The sequence below is a fragment of the Noviherbaspirillum sp. genome, assembly GCF_035254685.1.
Taxonomy (GTDB): domain Bacteria; phylum Pseudomonadota; class Gammaproteobacteria; order Burkholderiales; family Burkholderiaceae_D; genus Noviherbaspirillum.
The window spans coordinates 19192-33661 of record NZ_DATFAI010000031.1 but is presented as its reverse complement, the minus strand read 5'-3'; the positions used below and the strand labels follow the sequence as shown (position 1 = coordinate 33661).

Annotated in this window: 18 protein-coding genes; all 18 read right to left on the bottom strand. The window is 59.9% G+C overall.

The window, feature by feature from the left end:
• On the bottom strand, positions 1-159 hold a 159-nt coding region (locus tag VJ698_RS14600; protein WP_324103509.1), incomplete at its 3' end, for a uroporphyrinogen decarboxylase family protein.
• Between the two features lie 193 nt (positions 160-352).
• Positions 353-1108: an SGNH/GDSL hydrolase family protein gene (locus VJ698_RS14595; RefSeq protein WP_324103508.1), complete on the bottom strand. Its 756-nt coding sequence runs from the start codon at positions 1106-1108 to the stop codon at positions 353-355.
• 12 nt (positions 1109-1120) lie between these two features.
• A complete protein-coding gene (locus VJ698_RS14590; protein WP_324103507.1) occupies positions 1121-1561 on the bottom strand; it encodes a CoA-binding protein in 441 nt (146 codons plus the stop codon).
• 64 nt (positions 1562-1625) lie between these two features.
• Positions 1626-2048, bottom strand: coding sequence for a F0F1 ATP synthase subunit epsilon (locus tag VJ698_RS14585; RefSeq protein WP_324103506.1), 423 nt, complete (start codon positions 2046-2048; stop codon positions 1626-1628).
• Positions 2049-2158: 110 nt separating this feature from the next.
• A complete protein-coding gene (atpD, locus tag VJ698_RS14580; RefSeq protein WP_324103505.1) occupies positions 2159-3559 on the bottom strand; it encodes a F0F1 ATP synthase subunit beta in 1401 nt (466 codons plus the stop codon).
• Between the two features lie 33 nt (positions 3560-3592).
• Positions 3593-4462: a F0F1 ATP synthase subunit gamma gene (gene atpG, locus VJ698_RS14575; protein WP_324103504.1), complete on the bottom strand. Its 870-nt coding sequence runs from the start codon at positions 4460-4462 to the stop codon at positions 3593-3595.
• A gap of 27 nt (positions 4463-4489) precedes the next feature.
• A complete protein-coding gene (gene atpA / locus VJ698_RS14570; protein WP_324103503.1) occupies positions 4490-6025 on the bottom strand; it encodes a F0F1 ATP synthase subunit alpha in 1536 nt (511 codons plus the stop codon).
• 60 nt (positions 6026-6085) lie between these two features.
• On the bottom strand, positions 6086-6619 hold the full coding sequence (locus VJ698_RS14565; protein WP_324103502.1) for a F0F1 ATP synthase subunit delta: 534 nt from the start codon (positions 6617-6619) through the stop codon (positions 6086-6088).
• A 2-nt stretch (positions 6620-6621) separates the two neighbouring features.
• Complete coding sequence (locus VJ698_RS14560) at positions 6622-7092, bottom strand: F0F1 ATP synthase subunit B (RefSeq protein ID WP_324103501.1); 471 nt, start codon at positions 7090-7092, stop codon at positions 6622-6624.
• A 72-nt stretch (positions 7093-7164) separates the two neighbouring features.
• On the bottom strand, positions 7165-7410 hold the full coding sequence (gene atpE / locus VJ698_RS14555) for a F0F1 ATP synthase subunit C (protein WP_324103500.1): 246 nt from the start codon (positions 7408-7410) through the stop codon (positions 7165-7167).
• An 83-nt stretch (positions 7411-7493) separates the two neighbouring features.
• The gene (gene atpB / locus VJ698_RS14550; RefSeq protein ID WP_324103499.1) at positions 7494-8321 is read right to left on the bottom strand and encodes a F0F1 ATP synthase subunit A; all 828 of its coding nucleotides are present in this window, start codon (positions 8319-8321) and stop codon (positions 7494-7496) included.
• Position 8322: 1 nt separating this feature from the next.
• Positions 8323-8661 (bottom strand): ATP synthase subunit I, encoded by a 339-nt coding sequence (locus VJ698_RS14545; protein ID WP_324103498.1) that lies wholly within the window; start codon positions 8659-8661, stop codon positions 8323-8325.
• A 172-nt stretch (positions 8662-8833) separates the two neighbouring features.
• Positions 8834-9376 (bottom strand): alpha/beta hydrolase, encoded by a 543-nt coding sequence (locus VJ698_RS14540; RefSeq protein ID WP_324103497.1) that lies wholly within the window; start codon positions 9374-9376, stop codon positions 8834-8836.
• A 111-nt stretch (positions 9377-9487) separates the two neighbouring features.
• A complete protein-coding gene (locus VJ698_RS14535) occupies positions 9488-10375 on the bottom strand; it encodes a ParB/RepB/Spo0J family partition protein (protein ID WP_324103496.1) in 888 nt (295 codons plus the stop codon).
• Positions 10376-10386: 11 nt separating this feature from the next.
• Positions 10387-11157 (bottom strand): AAA family ATPase, encoded by a 771-nt coding sequence (locus VJ698_RS14530; RefSeq protein WP_324103495.1) that lies wholly within the window; start codon positions 11155-11157, stop codon positions 10387-10389.
• 3 nt (positions 11158-11160) lie between these two features.
• Complete coding sequence (gene leuE / locus VJ698_RS14525; RefSeq protein ID WP_324103494.1) at positions 11161-11793, bottom strand: leucine efflux protein LeuE; 633 nt, start codon at positions 11791-11793, stop codon at positions 11161-11163.
• The gene (rsmG, locus tag VJ698_RS14520) at positions 11790-12443 is read right to left on the bottom strand and encodes a 16S rRNA (guanine(527)-N(7))-methyltransferase RsmG (protein WP_414691161.1); all 654 of its coding nucleotides are present in this window, start codon (positions 12441-12443) and stop codon (positions 11790-11792) included. Before rsmG ends, leuE begins: the two co-directional genes overlap by 4 nt.
• A 13-nt stretch (positions 12444-12456) precedes the next feature.
• Complete coding sequence (mnmG, locus tag VJ698_RS14515) at positions 12457-14382, bottom strand: tRNA uridine-5-carboxymethylaminomethyl(34) synthesis enzyme MnmG (RefSeq protein WP_324103492.1); 1926 nt, start codon at positions 14380-14382, stop codon at positions 12457-12459.
• Between the last annotated feature and the right edge of the window lie 88 nt (positions 14383-14470).

Here is a 14470-nt window from a genome sequence, read left to right as displayed (position 1 = left end):
CAGGCCGAGGAAAGAGCCGGCACGCTTGCGGGTGGCGCAGTATTCCGGCAGGTAGCGGCCTGCCTGGCGCATGAGCCACAGCGGCGTGTAGTCGGTCGGCTGGCGCAACAGGGCGCGCAGGAAGGTGTCGTTTTTCAGGGGAGCGAAGGTGGATGACATGAATTTGCTTTCGGTAATTTGCCATTATCGCCGATGCGCCACGCCAGCGAAATCGTATGGATCATTCGATGAGAAGGAGTTTTCGCCGCGTGATCCACGGAGAGTTCGTTGTTGTGCAAGATGCAATGCTTGCGCAGACAGGGAAAAGGAGTCGACGATAGAGTGAGCACGTGCTGCCGCTGCAACGCCTGGCTTATGCCGTAGATGCGGGCACGGCGGCAAGCAAGCCGGTGCACGCATCGGCGAGCAATGCTGCCCACGCGCGGCATCCGCTCTCGGATGGGTGGTAGCCATCCGGCGCTACCAGGCTTCGGTCATGGGTGTCGAGCAGCAAGGGAACATATAGCGTATGCGCGAAGGCTGGCACAAGCATGCGGACTTCCGCGTCAAGTACCTGAGCCTTCAGCCCCATGACCCAGCGCAGGGGCTGCGGCAAGGCCGGGAGATGCGCCATTGGCGGCACGCCGGAAACGATCATGCAGGTGGGGGAGCATCGCTCCTGCAAGGCATCGAGCAGGATGCCCAGTTCACGCCGCCACGCCGAGGCCGGGCGAAATGCCGTCGTGTCGTTGACGCCAAAGGCAATCAGCGCGATGTCGACTGGCGCGGCTGGAATGTGCGGAAAAATCTGTTTGAACGCTTCCCGGACCGTGACGCCATTCTTTCCGCAGGCGCGCCATGCGACGGGGCGCTGCAGACGCTCAGCCAGGGCGGACGCGAACTGCCCCGTGATGGCCTGCTCGTGGTTGCGCACGCCAACTCCAGCAACCGGCGATTCGCCCACTGCAAGCAGAGACAGGGGCCGACCGGCGTGGGAAGTGCCGGCGATGCCTTCGTTCGGCCCTCCTGCCTCGGGAAGGCGCGGCGTGACCCGTCGCGTGCGTCGTCCCTGCACAATCAGGAAAGGCAGCAAGGGCAAGGCGACCAGTTCGGGCACGAAGCGACGCATACCGGCAGCCCACTATGCGTGGAGTGCGTGCTCGACCTTGATGCACTTGTCCATTACGACCTTCAGGCCAACCGCCCTCGCCTTTTCCGCCGCCGCCTGGTGAGCGATGCCAAGCTGCATCCAGATGCAATCTGCCTTGATCGCAATGGCGTCGTCGACGACCGGCGGGATGTCTTCCGCCTTGCGGAAGACATCCACCACGTCGATTTTCTGCCCCTTTTTTTCTACTGCCGACGCCGCTTCTTGCAGCGTTGCATAACACGGCTCGCCGAGAATGTGAGCGCCCGCATACGTCGGATTGACCGGCACGATCCGGTAACCGTGCGACTGCAGGTAATGGGCGACTTCATAGCTCGGACGATCGGCGTTCGAGGAGAGGCCGACGACAGCGATGATGCGGCTCTCGGCAAGAATGGACGGGATGAGGTCTTCGGGATCGGTAACTTGGCTCATGGAAATCCTGCTGCAAAATAAAAAAGGCAGCCGAAGCTGCCTTTTCATTGTACTGCCAACATCCTTAGCGTTTTTGACGCAGCTTCTGGATCGCTGCCAACTGGGCGACGGCCGCAGCCAGTTCAGCTTGTGCCTTGGCGTAATCGATTTCCGATTCGCGGTTGGCAAGTGCTTCCTCGGCCAGCTTCTTCGCTTCGGTTGCCTTCGCTTCGTCCAGGTCGTGGCCGCGGATCGCGGTATCGGCCAGCACGGTAACGTTGTTGGGTTGCACTTCGAGGATGCCACCGGCGACGAAAACGAACTCCTCGTCCGTCCGGCCCGGCACCTTGATGCGCACCGCACCCGGGCGGATGCGGGTAATCAGCGGCGTGTGCATCGGATAGATGCCCAGCTCGCCCGATTCGCCCGGCAACGCGACGAATTCGGCTTCGCCGGCGAAGATTTCTTCTTCGGCGGAGACGACGTCTACGTGAATAGTGTGTGCCATGTTAGAACCTTTTTTGTTCGTCTGAAGAACAGACCGTTTGCACGCGATCCTTGCCAGTCAGATGCCGTAGCGCTCCGGCATCCGGGCTGGCGCACATCGCGTGCTCCCGATTACTGAATCTTCTTGGCTTTTTCGATTGCTTCCTCGATCGTGCCGACCATGTAGAACGCTTGTTCCGGCAGGTGATCGAGTTCGCCGCTGGCGATCATCTTGAAGCCCTTGATCGTGTCCTTCAGCGAAACGTACTTGCCGGGCGCGCCGGTAAACACTTCAGCAACGTGGAACGGCTGCGACAGGAAACGCTGCATCTTGCGAGCGCGTGCCACGACCAGCTTGTCTTCCGGAGCCAGTTCGTCCATGCCCAGAATCGCGATGATGTCGCGCAGTTCCTTGTAGCGCTGCAGCGTGCCTTGAACAGCACGGGCTGTCTCATAGTGCTCGGCGCCCACGACGTTCGGGTCCAGCTGACGCGAGGTCGAGTCCAGCGGGTCCACGGCGGGGTAGATACCGAGCGCGGCGATGTCACGCGACAGCACGACGGTGGAGTCCAAGTGCGCGAAGGTCGTTGCCGGGGACGGGTCGGTCAAGTCGTCGGCAGGCACGTACACGGCCTGAATCGACGTAATCGAACCGGTCTTGGTCGAGGTAATACGCTCTTGCAGGCGGCCCATCTCTTCGGCCAGCGTCGGCTGGTAACCCACCGCGGAAGGCATACGGCCCAGCAGTGCGGACACTTCGGTACCGGCCAGCGTGTAACGGTAGATGTTGTCGACGAAGAACAGCACGTCACGGCCTTCGTCACGGAAGGATTCCGCAATGGTCAGACCGGTCAGCGCCACGCGCAGGCGGTTGCCCGGCGGTTCGTTCATCTGGCCGTACACCATCGCCACCTTCGACTTGGAGAAGTCTTCGGTGTTGACCACGCCTGCTTCCATCATTTCATGGTAGAAGTCGTTGCCTTCACGGGTACGCTCACCCACGCCGGCGAACACGGACAGACCGGAGTGCGCCTTCGCGATGTTGTTGATGAGTTCCATCATGTTCACGGTCTTGCCCACGCCTGCACCGCCGAACAGACCGACCTTACCACCCTTCGCGAACGGGCAAACCAGGTCAATAACTTTAATACCGGTTTCCAGCAGTTCCTGCGACGGCGACAGTTCGTCGTATGACGGCGGCTTGCGGTGGATCGACGCAGTGTGCTCGGAATTGACCGGACCGACTTCGTCGATCGGGTTGCCCAGCACGTCCATGATGCGGCCCAGTGTAGCGTGACCAACCGGCACCGAAATCGGTGCGCCGGTGTTCTGGATCACCATGCCGCGACGCAGACCGTCGGAGGAGCCCAGCGCAATGGTGCGGACCACGCCGTCACCCAACTGCTGCTGCACTTCCAGGGTCAGCGCGGAGCCTTCCATTTTCAAGGCATCGTATACCTTGGGCATGGCGTTGCGGGGGAATTCCACGTCCACCACCGCGCCGATACACTGAACGATTTTGCCTTCAGCCATTTTCGTTCCTTCAATATAAGTAAATTCTTCTAGTTAAACCGCAGCCGCACCGGCGACGATCTCGGACAGTTCCTTCGTAATCGCGGCCTGACGGGTCTTGTTGTAGACCAGTTTCAGCTCGCTGATCACGTTACCGGCGTTGTCGGACGCTGCCTTCATCGCCACCATGCGCGCCGACTGCTCGGACGCCATGTTCTCGGCGACGGACTGGTAGATCAGTGCTTCGACATAACGCACCAGCAGCTCGTCGATCACCGACTGTGCATCCGGCTCATAGATGTAATCCCAGGAATGGGAGTTCTTGTCAGCCTTCATGCGGTCGGACGACAGCGGCAGCAACTGATCCATCATCGGTTCCTGCTTCATCGTGTTGATGAACTTGGTGTAGAACAGGTAAACCGCGTCGAGCCTGCCTTCCTGGTATTCGTCGAGCAGCACCTTGACCGGGCCGATCAGCTTATCCAGGTGCGGCGTGTCGCCGAGCTGGACAGCGTGCGACACGACCTTGGCGCCGATACGATTCAGGAAGCCGAGTCCCTTGTTGCCGATGGCGACTGCTTCGGTTTTGATGCCTTGACCTTCGAGTTCGCGCACCTTGTTGGTCACCATGCGCAGGACGTTGGTGTTCAGGCCGCCGCACAGACCCTTGTCGGTCGTGATGACGATGATGCCCACCTTCTTCGCTGCATTCTGCTTGACCAGGAACGGGTGCGTGTACTCCGGATTGGCTTCGGACAAGTGAGCGGCGATATTACGAATCTTGTCACTGTAGGGACGGGCGGCGCGCATCCGGTCCTGCGCCTTGCGCATCTTGGATGCGGCGACCATTTCCATCGCCTTGGTGATCTTCTTCGTATTCTCTACGCTCTTGATCTTGCCACGTATCTCTTTGCCTGCAGCCATGAGTAATTACTCCTTTAGCTCCAGTGATCAGAAGGTTTTCTTGAAGGCGGCAATCGCGGCGGCAAGTTCAGCTTCGCCGTCTTTATCGAGTTGCTTGGTGTCTTCAATCTTCTGCAGCAGGCTGCCGTAGCTGGTCTTCATGAAGTTGTGCAGGCCGGATTCGAACGCCAGCACTTTCTTCACATCGACGTCGTCCAGGTAGCCCTTGTTCACTGCGAACAGCGTCACGGCCATCAGCGAAATCGGCAGCGGCGAGTATTGCGCCTGCTTCAGCAGTTCGGTCACGCGTGCGCCGCGGTCGAGCTGCTTGCGGGTGGCTTCGTCCAGATCCGATGCGAACTGCGCGAACGCAGCCAGTTCACGGTACTGCGCCAGGTCGGTGCGGATACCGCCGGACAGGCCCTTGATGACCTTGGTCTGGGCAGCACCACCGACGCGGGACACCGAGATACCGGCATTGATCGCGGGACGGATACCGGCGTTGAACAACGAGGTTTCGAGGAAGATCTGGCCGTCGGTAATCGAAATCACGTTGGTCGGAACGAATGCGGACACGTCGCCTGCCTGGGTTTCAATGATCGGCAATGCGGTCAGCGAACCGGTCTGGCCCTTGACGGCGCCGTTGGTGAATTTCTCGACATAGTCGGGATTCACGCGAGCAGCGCGCTCGAGCAGACGGGAGTGCAGGTAGAACACGTCGCCCGGATACGCTTCACGGCCCGGCGGACGGCGCAGCAGCAGCGAAACCTGGCGGTAGGCAACCGCTTGTTTCGACAGATCGTCATAAATGATCAGAGCGTCCTGGCCGCGGTCGCGGAAGTACTCGCCCATCGTGCAACCGGAGTAAGCAGCGATGTACTGCATCGCGGCGGACTCGGAAGCATTGGCGGCAACGACGATGGTGTATTCCATCGCGCCGTGCTGTTCCAGCGCGCGCACGATGTTCTTGACAGTGGATGCCTTCTGGCCGATCGCGACGTAGATACACGTCATGTTCTGGCCCTTCTGGTTGATGATAGTATCCACCGCGACAGCAGACTTACCGGTTTGGCGGTCGCCGATGATCAGCTCACGCTGACCGCGGCCGATCGGCACCATCGAGTCAATTGCCTTCAGGCCGGTTTGCATCGGCTGGGACACGGACTGACGCGCGATAACGCCCGGTGCGACCTTTTCGATCACGTCGGTCATCTTGGCGTTGATCGGGCCCTTGCCGTCGATCGGCTGGCCCAATGCGTTGACCACGCGGCCAACCAGTTCCGGGCCGACCGGCACTTCCAGCACGCGGCCGGTGCACTTGACGGTGTCGCCTTCGGAAATGTGCTCGTACTCGCCCAGGATAACGGCGCCGACGGAGTCGCGCTCGAGGTTCAGTGCGAGGCCATAGGTGTTGCCCGGGAATTCCAGCATCTCGCCTTGCATCGCCTCGGAAAGACCGTGGATGCGGCAGATACCGTCGGTCACGGAGATGACCGTGCCCTGATTGCGAATCTCAGCGCCTTCACCAAGGCCTTGAATCCGGCTCTTGATCAGTTCGCTGATTTCAGACGGGTTGAGTTGCATGTTAACTCCTAAAATTTTGTATCTCTTACGCTAGCGCTGTGGCCATCAATGCGCAGTCAATCACGACGCGAGGGCGGTGTACATCTGCTGCAGCTTGGCGCGAACCGAAGTGTCCAGCACTTCGTCGCCCACTGCGACACGTACGCCCCCGATCAGCGAGTTGTCCACCTTGACGATCGGATTGAGCTTGCGGCCGAATTTCTTTTCCAGCGTCGCCACGAGGTCTTTCACTTGTGCGTCGGTCAACTCGAACGCGCTCGTGATTTCCGCATCGGCTGCACCTTCAGCGGCATTCTTCAAGGCGTGGAATTGCGCGCCGACTTCCGGCAACAACGTCAGGCGGCCGTTTTCGACCAGCATCGCGACGAAGTTTTTGGCTTCCGGGGTGACGTTGGACTTCAACAGCGACAAGAACGTTTCGGCAACTTGCTTATCCGAGAGCTTCGGATTGCTGGCGAAAGACTTGACTTCGGGGAGAGCGGCAACGGCCGCCATTTCCGACACGAGGTCGGTCCAGGCGGCGATATTGCCGGACTTGGCTACACGGAACAGTGCTTCTGCGTAAGGACGAGCAATCGTTGCGAGTTCGGCCATGATTACAGCTCGTTCTTCAGTTGGTTCAGCAGTTCGGCATGGGCCGATGCATTCACCTCACGCTTCAGAATCTGCTCGGCACCCTTGACCGCGAGACCCGCGACCTGGGCACGCAGTTCGTCGCGTGCACGAGTTACCTGCTGGTCCGCATCGGCCTTGGCTGTGGCGACAATGCGCGCAGCTTCTTCAGATGCAGTTTTCTTGGCTTCGTCGATAATTGCCTGGGCGCGCTTCTCGGCGTCGATAATGCGCTTCTGACCTTCGTCGCGGGCGGTAGCCAGTTCAGCCTGCGCGCGCTTTTCTGCGGCGGCCATTTCCGCTTTGCCCCGGTCGGCGGCAGCCAGACCGTTCGCGATCTTCTCGGCGCGCTCGTCGAGCGCCTTCATCAACGGCGGCCACACGAATTTCATCGTGAACCACGCGAGGATGAAGAAGACCACGAACTGCGCAAACAAGGTTGCATTTAAGTTCACGGTATTTTCCTTCTCAAAGTGAAGAATGCCGAACGCGAAGGTTCGGCAGCTTGGTGTTCAGGCGTTGCCCGATTACCCTTTGATGAACGGATTGGCGAATGCGAACAGCATGGCGATACCGACACCGATCAGGAACGCAGCGTCGATCAGACCAGCCAGCAGGAACATCTTGGTTTGCAGAGTGTTCATGAGTTCAGGCTGACGTGCCGATGCTTCCAGGTATTTGCCGCCCATGATCGCGATACCGATACAAGCGCCGATTGCACCCAGGCCAATGATCAAGCCGCAAGCCAAAGCAACAAAAGAGATGTCAGTCATGAGAATTCCTTCAAAAGGTTAAAGTTAAAAACAAAAATACAAAAACAAACTTCTTTACTTGCTACTGTCTTTCGATTTCTTGCTCAGTGGCCTTCATGGGCCTGGCCCATATACACCAGGGTCAGCATCATGAAAATGAAGGCTTGCAGGAAGACAATCAGAATATGGAAGATCGCCCATGCCGAACCCGCGATCACCTGTCCGATGAAGCCAAACGCGGTCGCAGTGGAACCGAGCAGCGCGATCAGCAGGAACAGCAGCTCACCCGCGTACATGTTGCCGAAAAGTCGCATGCCGAGCGAGACGGCCTTGGCCAGATATTCGATGATGTTGAGCAGCAGGTTGAACGGCGCAAGCGCGATACCGAACGGCGCAGCGAACAGCTCGTGCAGCCAGCCGCCGAGCCCCTTGATCTTGATGCCGTAGTAGAGCATCAGCGCCAGAACGCCCAGGGACATGCCGAGTGTGCCATTAAGGTCGGCGGTCGGCACTACACGATGATGAGTTTCGATGCCAAGCAGGCGGAAGATGCTGGAGAAGAGGTCGACCGGCAGGAAGTCGAGCGAGTTCATCATCGCGACCCAAACAAAAACCGTGAGGGCCAGCGGCGCGATGAAGGTGCGATCGCCATGAACGATGGCCTTCGACTGGTCCTCGACCAGCTCGACGAGGAGTTCGACGAAAGCCTGGAAGCGGCCCGGGACGCCGGAAGTCGCCTTGCGGGCAGCCAGCCACATCACGAAGCAGGCGACCACGCCCATCGCAACGGACCAGAAGATCGTGTCCATGTTGAAGATCGAAAAATCGACGATCTTTTCCTGGTGATGCGTGGAGAGATGTCCGAGATGGTGGACGATGTATTCGGACGCGGTTGGCGCGTGTCCTGCTGCTTCAGTCGCTGGAGATGACATGTCAGTGCCTAAATAATAAGATGATGTAACTTTTCAGCGCCACGATGAAGGCGGCGATCAGCGCCAGCCAGTTCAGATCGTGGTACAGCCAGACCACCGCGCCCAGTAGCGCGATCGTCAATGCAATCTTGATAAATTCGCCGATGAAAAACGTCATCGGATTGACAGCACCCGGCTTGCGCGCGTTAATGAACAAACGCAAGGCGAACAAGCCATTCGGCACCACACAGCACAAGCCACCAAGAAGCGCAGATATCAGCGCGTGTTTTCCGCCAAGCAGACCGGCAATCAATCCGGTAACGACCGTAGTCGAAAATTGCAGGAGGACAATGCGTAGCATATTGGTCCTAAGTCATGCAATCCGTCGGGCCTTTGTGGGCGCCGGCTACGGGCCGCGGTGTTCCAGGGTGGTGCGTTTTGTGAAACCACGGGATTATAAGTGTTTTCCACAGTCACCGTCAAACCTTTGCGCACCCGTACTACAGTCAAAACACACGGTAAAACTACGGTTGTCAGGACTGCAGCTCGTCCAGCCAGCGGCGTCCCTGTTCCCATGTTCCGAGGCCGCTTTCGGCATTGATATGTCCGCGCGGGCCAATGTCATGAAACTGCGCGCCCCAATCCTGCGCCCAGGATTGCGCTTTTGGCAAGGCACACCAGGGATCGTCGGAAGATGCGGCGACGATAGTCCTGAATGGCATTTCCGAGCGCGGCATGGGCGCGAATCCTGTCACAAAATCCGGGAAGTCCGCACGCTCGACGTCGGGCGGCGCAACCAGCAAGGCGCCTCGGACCTTCGACGCATGCGCTTGTCCCCGGCTCGTCTTTACCCACCAGGCTGTCAATGCGCAGCCGAGGCTGTGCGCCACCAGGATGACCGGGCCGTCGCTGGAATGGATCGCGGCATCCAGGGTTGCCGTCCAGTCCGTCTGCTGCGGCGTGTTCCAGTCCCGCTGCTGCACGCGGCACGCATTGGGCAGCAGCGCTTCCCATCGGCTTTGCCAGTGGCCAGCGTCGGAATTGTACAGACCGGGCAGGATGAGCAGCTTGTGCATGGTGTGTTCTCGGGCCTGGAATCAGGCTAGTGGATAGCCGGCAGCGCGCCAATTACCAGAGAGGTAATGTTTCGCATACAACCGGGTAAAGTCGGTGCGATGGCAAGACGCTCAGCGTCGCAGTTTCGCGATCAGGTCGTCGAGCACGTCGAGATCGGCAAAATCGATGGTGAGCTGGCCCTTGTTCTTCGCACCGAGCTTGATCTGCACCTGCGTGGCAAGCGCGTCGGACAGCTCTTCTTCCAGCCGGGTGATGTCGCGCGACTTCTCCTTTGCGGCGCGCGGCTTGCTGGCGGCAGCCTGGTCGGTGGTGGTCTTGGCAACCAGCTTTTCGGCGTCGCGCACGGACATGCGGCGGGCGACGATCTGGTTGGCGAGCGTAATCTGGGTGGCAGCATCCACGGCAAGCAGGGCGCGCGCGTGGCCCATGTCGATGTCGCCAGCCATGAGCATGGTCTGGACCGGCTTGGCGAGGTTGAGCAGGCGCAGCAAGTTCGACACCGCGCTGCGCGAACGGCCAACGGCGCCGGCCGCCTGCTCATGGGTGAAATCGAAATCGGTGATGAGGCGATGAATGCCCTGCGCCTCTTCCAGCGGATTGAGATCTTCGCGCTGGATGTTTTCGATCAGCGCCATCGCGGCGGCAGCCTGGTCATCCACGTCCTTGACCAGTACCGGCACTTCGGCGAGGCCGGCGATCTGGGCTGCGCGGTAGCGGCGTTCGCCGGCGATGATTTCATAGCGGTCGCTGCCGTTGTGCCCGACCGGCCGCACGAGGATGGGTTGCATCAGGCCCTGCGCCTTAATCGACGCCGCCAGTTCGTTCAGCGCGCCCTCGTCCATGCGCGTGCGCGGCTGGTACTTGCCGGCCTGCAGTTGAGCGACGTTCAAGGTCGACGGCGCGCCCGCCACGGTCGGCACCGCTTCGGTGATGTCGTGCGAGCCCCCCAGCAGCGCGTCGAGGCCGCGCCCGAGTCCCTTGGATTTTTTCGTAGCCATGTTATGAGCGATTAGAGTGACTTGATGCGTTGGACCATTTCGGCGCCGAAGGCGATATAGGCCTGTGCGCCTTTCGATGCGGGGTCGAAGGTCACACCGGGCATGCCGTAGGACGGCGCTTCGGCCAGGCGCACATTGCGCGGGATGATCGTCTTGAACACCTTGTCGCCGAAGTGCTGTTCGAGCTGGGCGGAGACTTGCTGCGACAGCGTCATGCGCGGGTCGAACATCACGCGCAGCAGGCCGATGATCTTTAGGTCGGTGTTCAGCTTGGCGTGCACCTTCTTGATGGTATTGACGAGATCCGACAAGCCTTCCAGCGCATAGTATTCGCACTGCATCGGGATGATCACGCCGTGGGCCGCGCACAGGCCGTTCAGCGTCAGCATCGACAAGGCCGGCGGACAGTCGATCAGGACAAAATCGTATTCTGCGTCGACGCCGGCAATCGCGTCCTTCAGGCGCTTCTCGCGGTTGTCGAGCTCCACCATTTCGACTTCGGCGCCGGCCAGCTCGCGGTTGGCGGGCAACACGTCGAACTTGCCGGTCTCGGAATGCTTGCGCGCGGCCTTGATGTCGGCCAGGCCGAGCAACACTTCGTAGACAGAGGAGGAAAGCTCTGACTTGTTGATGCCGGCGCCCATCGTAGCGTTTCCTTGCGGATCGAGGTCGACCAGCAGCACGCGTTGATCGAGTTGGGCGAGACCGGCGGCGAGATTGACCGCTGTGGTTGTTTTGCCAACGCCGCCTTTCTGGTTGGCGACGCAGAATATTTTGGCCATATCTTAGTTTGTAGTCAGTTTGATGCCGAAGCCGATCAGGAAGATGCCCGCCATGCGTGTCGCAAACGCTGCAATGCGACGGTTGCGAGCGAGGCGCCGCGCCGCGGCGTTTCCGACGAGAACGAGTAGGCTACCGTAAAACAGCGTGCAGCTGGAAATCACTGCGCCCATTGCAATGAACGTTGTGCTTCCCTGGTGCGTGGCGGGATCAATGAAGAGTGGGAAAAACGCCATGTAAAACACGATCGCCTTCGGATTGATGAGCGTCACCAGGAAGCCGCGGCGGAAATCGGCGGCATTCGAGAACGGAACGAATGTCCCGCCCTGCTCTTTCTTCGCAGTCAACAACCTGATGCCGAGATAAGCGAGATAAGCCGCGCCGAGGTACTGCAAGCCCTTGAACAGCAGCGGATTTGCCTGCAGCAAGGCGGCGACGCCGATGGCGGCCAGGAACATCAGCACGGCGTCACCCAGCATCAGGCCGAACAGGGACGCGTAGCCGCCGCGCACGCCGCGTTGACCGGTGCAGGTCAGCACGCAGAAAGTGCCGGGGCCGGGCAGCATCAGGAATACCATGGTGGCGGCAATCAGTTGCCAGATGTCGGTGATGCCAAGGGAGTGAAACAGCGCGCTCATGCTTGTTCTCCTGCTTCAATGAAAATCAGGTGGCGTTCGGCATTGAGGCCGGGGACGTCGAGTGCTTGCACCTGCGTCACTTTCCAGCCGGCAGGCAGGCGCAAGATTTCTTCCTTCGGCAGCACACCCTTCATCGCAATGAACCGGCCGCCCTCTTTCAGCAGATGGCCGGACCAGTTCACGAAATCCCCCAGCTCGGCAAAGGCGCGCGAGGTGATGACATCGAATTTCTCCGGCACCCGCAGTTGCTCGACGCGCATGGTGTGCACGGTCACGTTCGCCAGGCCAAGTTCCGCCTTCACTTGTGTCAGGAAAGCAGTTTTCTTGTGCACGGTGTCGATCATGGATACCTGCATGTCAGGACGGGCAATGGCGAGGGCGATGCCGGGCAAGCCGCCGCCGGCGCCCACATCCAGCACGTTTTTCGCGCCGGCAAAAGCCGGGACGGCAGCCAGTGAATCAAGCAGATGCTGCGTGACCATCTGCGCCGGATCGCGTACGGCGGTCAGGTTGTACACGGCGTTCCACTTCGCCAGCAACGCCAGGTAATCCATCAGTTGCGCGAACTGCGCGTCGTTCAGGTCGAGCGAAAGCGCGCGCACTCCCTCGATGAGCGTTCGCATCAAAATATCACGTTGGAAAGCGGCCATCGCGCTGCTGTCCTCAGGCCGCCGCCTGGGCGTTGGCGAATTCCTTGAATCCGCCTTTTTTCAGGTGGACGAGCAACAGCGAGACGGCTGCCGGCGTCACGCCGGAAATGCGGGATGCCTGGCCAAGTGTTTCCGGGCGATGCTTGTTCAGCTTTTGCCTCACTTCCACGGAAAGGCCGCGCACTTCCATATAATCGATGTCGCTCGGCAGCTTAAGATTTTCATAGTAGTCGTGACGCTCGACTTCACGCGCCTGGCGATCGATATAGCCGGCGTATTTCACATGAATCTCGACCTGTTCGCGGACCGCTTCATCGGTAACGCCGGGTCCGGCAAGGGCCTGGCCGTCCACACCTTTCAAGGTCATCAGGCTTTCATAGCTCACGTTGGGGCGGCGCAACAAATCAGTGAGCGCATACTCTCGCTCAATCGCTTTGCCCAGCACACGCTCGGCCTCGGCGCCGTCAAGCACGCGGGGGTTGACCCAAGTCGATTTCAAACGCTCCAACTCGCGTGCAACGGCTTCGCGTTTTTTCTCGAATACTTCCCACTGTGCGTCGGTCACGCAGCCTAGCTGGCGGCCGATTTCCGTCAGGCGCATGTCGGCATTGTCTTCACGCAGGCTCAGTCGATATTCGGCACGGCTGGTGAACATGCGGTACGGCTCCTGCACTCCCTTGGTGATCAGATCGTCGACCAGCACGCCGAGATAGGCTTCGTCACGGCGTGGCGTCCAGGCCTCGCGCCCTTGCGTCAGCAGCGCCGCATTCAGCCCGGCAAGCATGCCCTGTGCCGCGGCTTCTTCGTAACCGGTGGTCCCGTTGATCTGGCCGGCAAAGAACAAGCCCTGGATCGCCTTGGTCTCGAGGGATGCTTTCAGGCCGCGCGGATCAAAGTAGTCATATTCGATGGCGTAGCCGGGGCGCAAGATGTGGGCGTTTTCCAGGCCGCGCATCGAGTGCACCAGTTCGAGTTGGACGTCGAACGGCAGGCTGGTGGAAATTCCATTCGGGTAGAACTCGTTCGTCGTCAGGCCTTCGGGCTCCAGGAAGATCTGGTGCGAATTCTTGTCGGCGAAGCGATGGATCTTGTCTTCGATTGACGGACAGTAACGTGGGCCGATGCCTTCGATCACGCCGGTGTACATCGGGCTGCGGTCGAGGCCGCCGCGGATGATGTCGTGCGTACGTTCATTGGTGTGCGTGACCCAGCACGGAAGTTGCTGCGGATGAAGTTGGACTGAACCCATCACCGAAAACACCGGGATCGGATCGAGGTCGCCCGGCTGTTCTTCCATGACGGAGAAGTCGATGGTGCGCCCGTCAATGCGGGGCGGCGTCCCAGTCTTCAGCCTGCCCTGTGGCAGCTTCAGTTCCTTCAGCCTGGCCGACAAGGAAATTGCCGGGGGATCGCCAGCGCGCCCGGCGGCGTAATTGTTCAGCCCAACATGAATCTTGCCGTCGAGGAAAGTCCCGGCGGTCAGGACTACTGCACGGCTGCGGAAGTGTATGCCGACCTGGGTGATAGCGCCGACGACGCGGTCGCCGTCGACCATCAGATCGTCGACGGCCTGCTGGAACAGCCACAGGTTCTCCTGGTTTTCAAGGCGCGAGCGGATGGCTTGCTTGTAGAGGAGGCGGTCGGCCTGCGCCCGGGTTGCCCGCACGGCGGGGCCCTTGGATGAGTTCAGGATACGGAACTGGATGCCGGCTTCGTCAGTGGCAATCGCCATCGCCCCGCCCATCGCGTCAACTTCCTTTACCAGATGGCCCTTGCCAATACCGCCTATCGACGGATTGCAGGACATCTGACCGAGGGTCTCGATATTATGGGTGAGCAACAGGGTCTTCTGACCCATGCGTGCGGACGCGAGTGCAGCTTCGGTGCCGGCATGGCCGCCGCCGACGACGATGACATCGAATTCTGTAGGAAAAAGCATAGTGCGCCTCAGTGAGACGTGAAAGACGAAGGCTGGCGTAATCCTCTTCGAAGGGCGATGAAGTTTACGCTGGAGGCGAGATTATAGA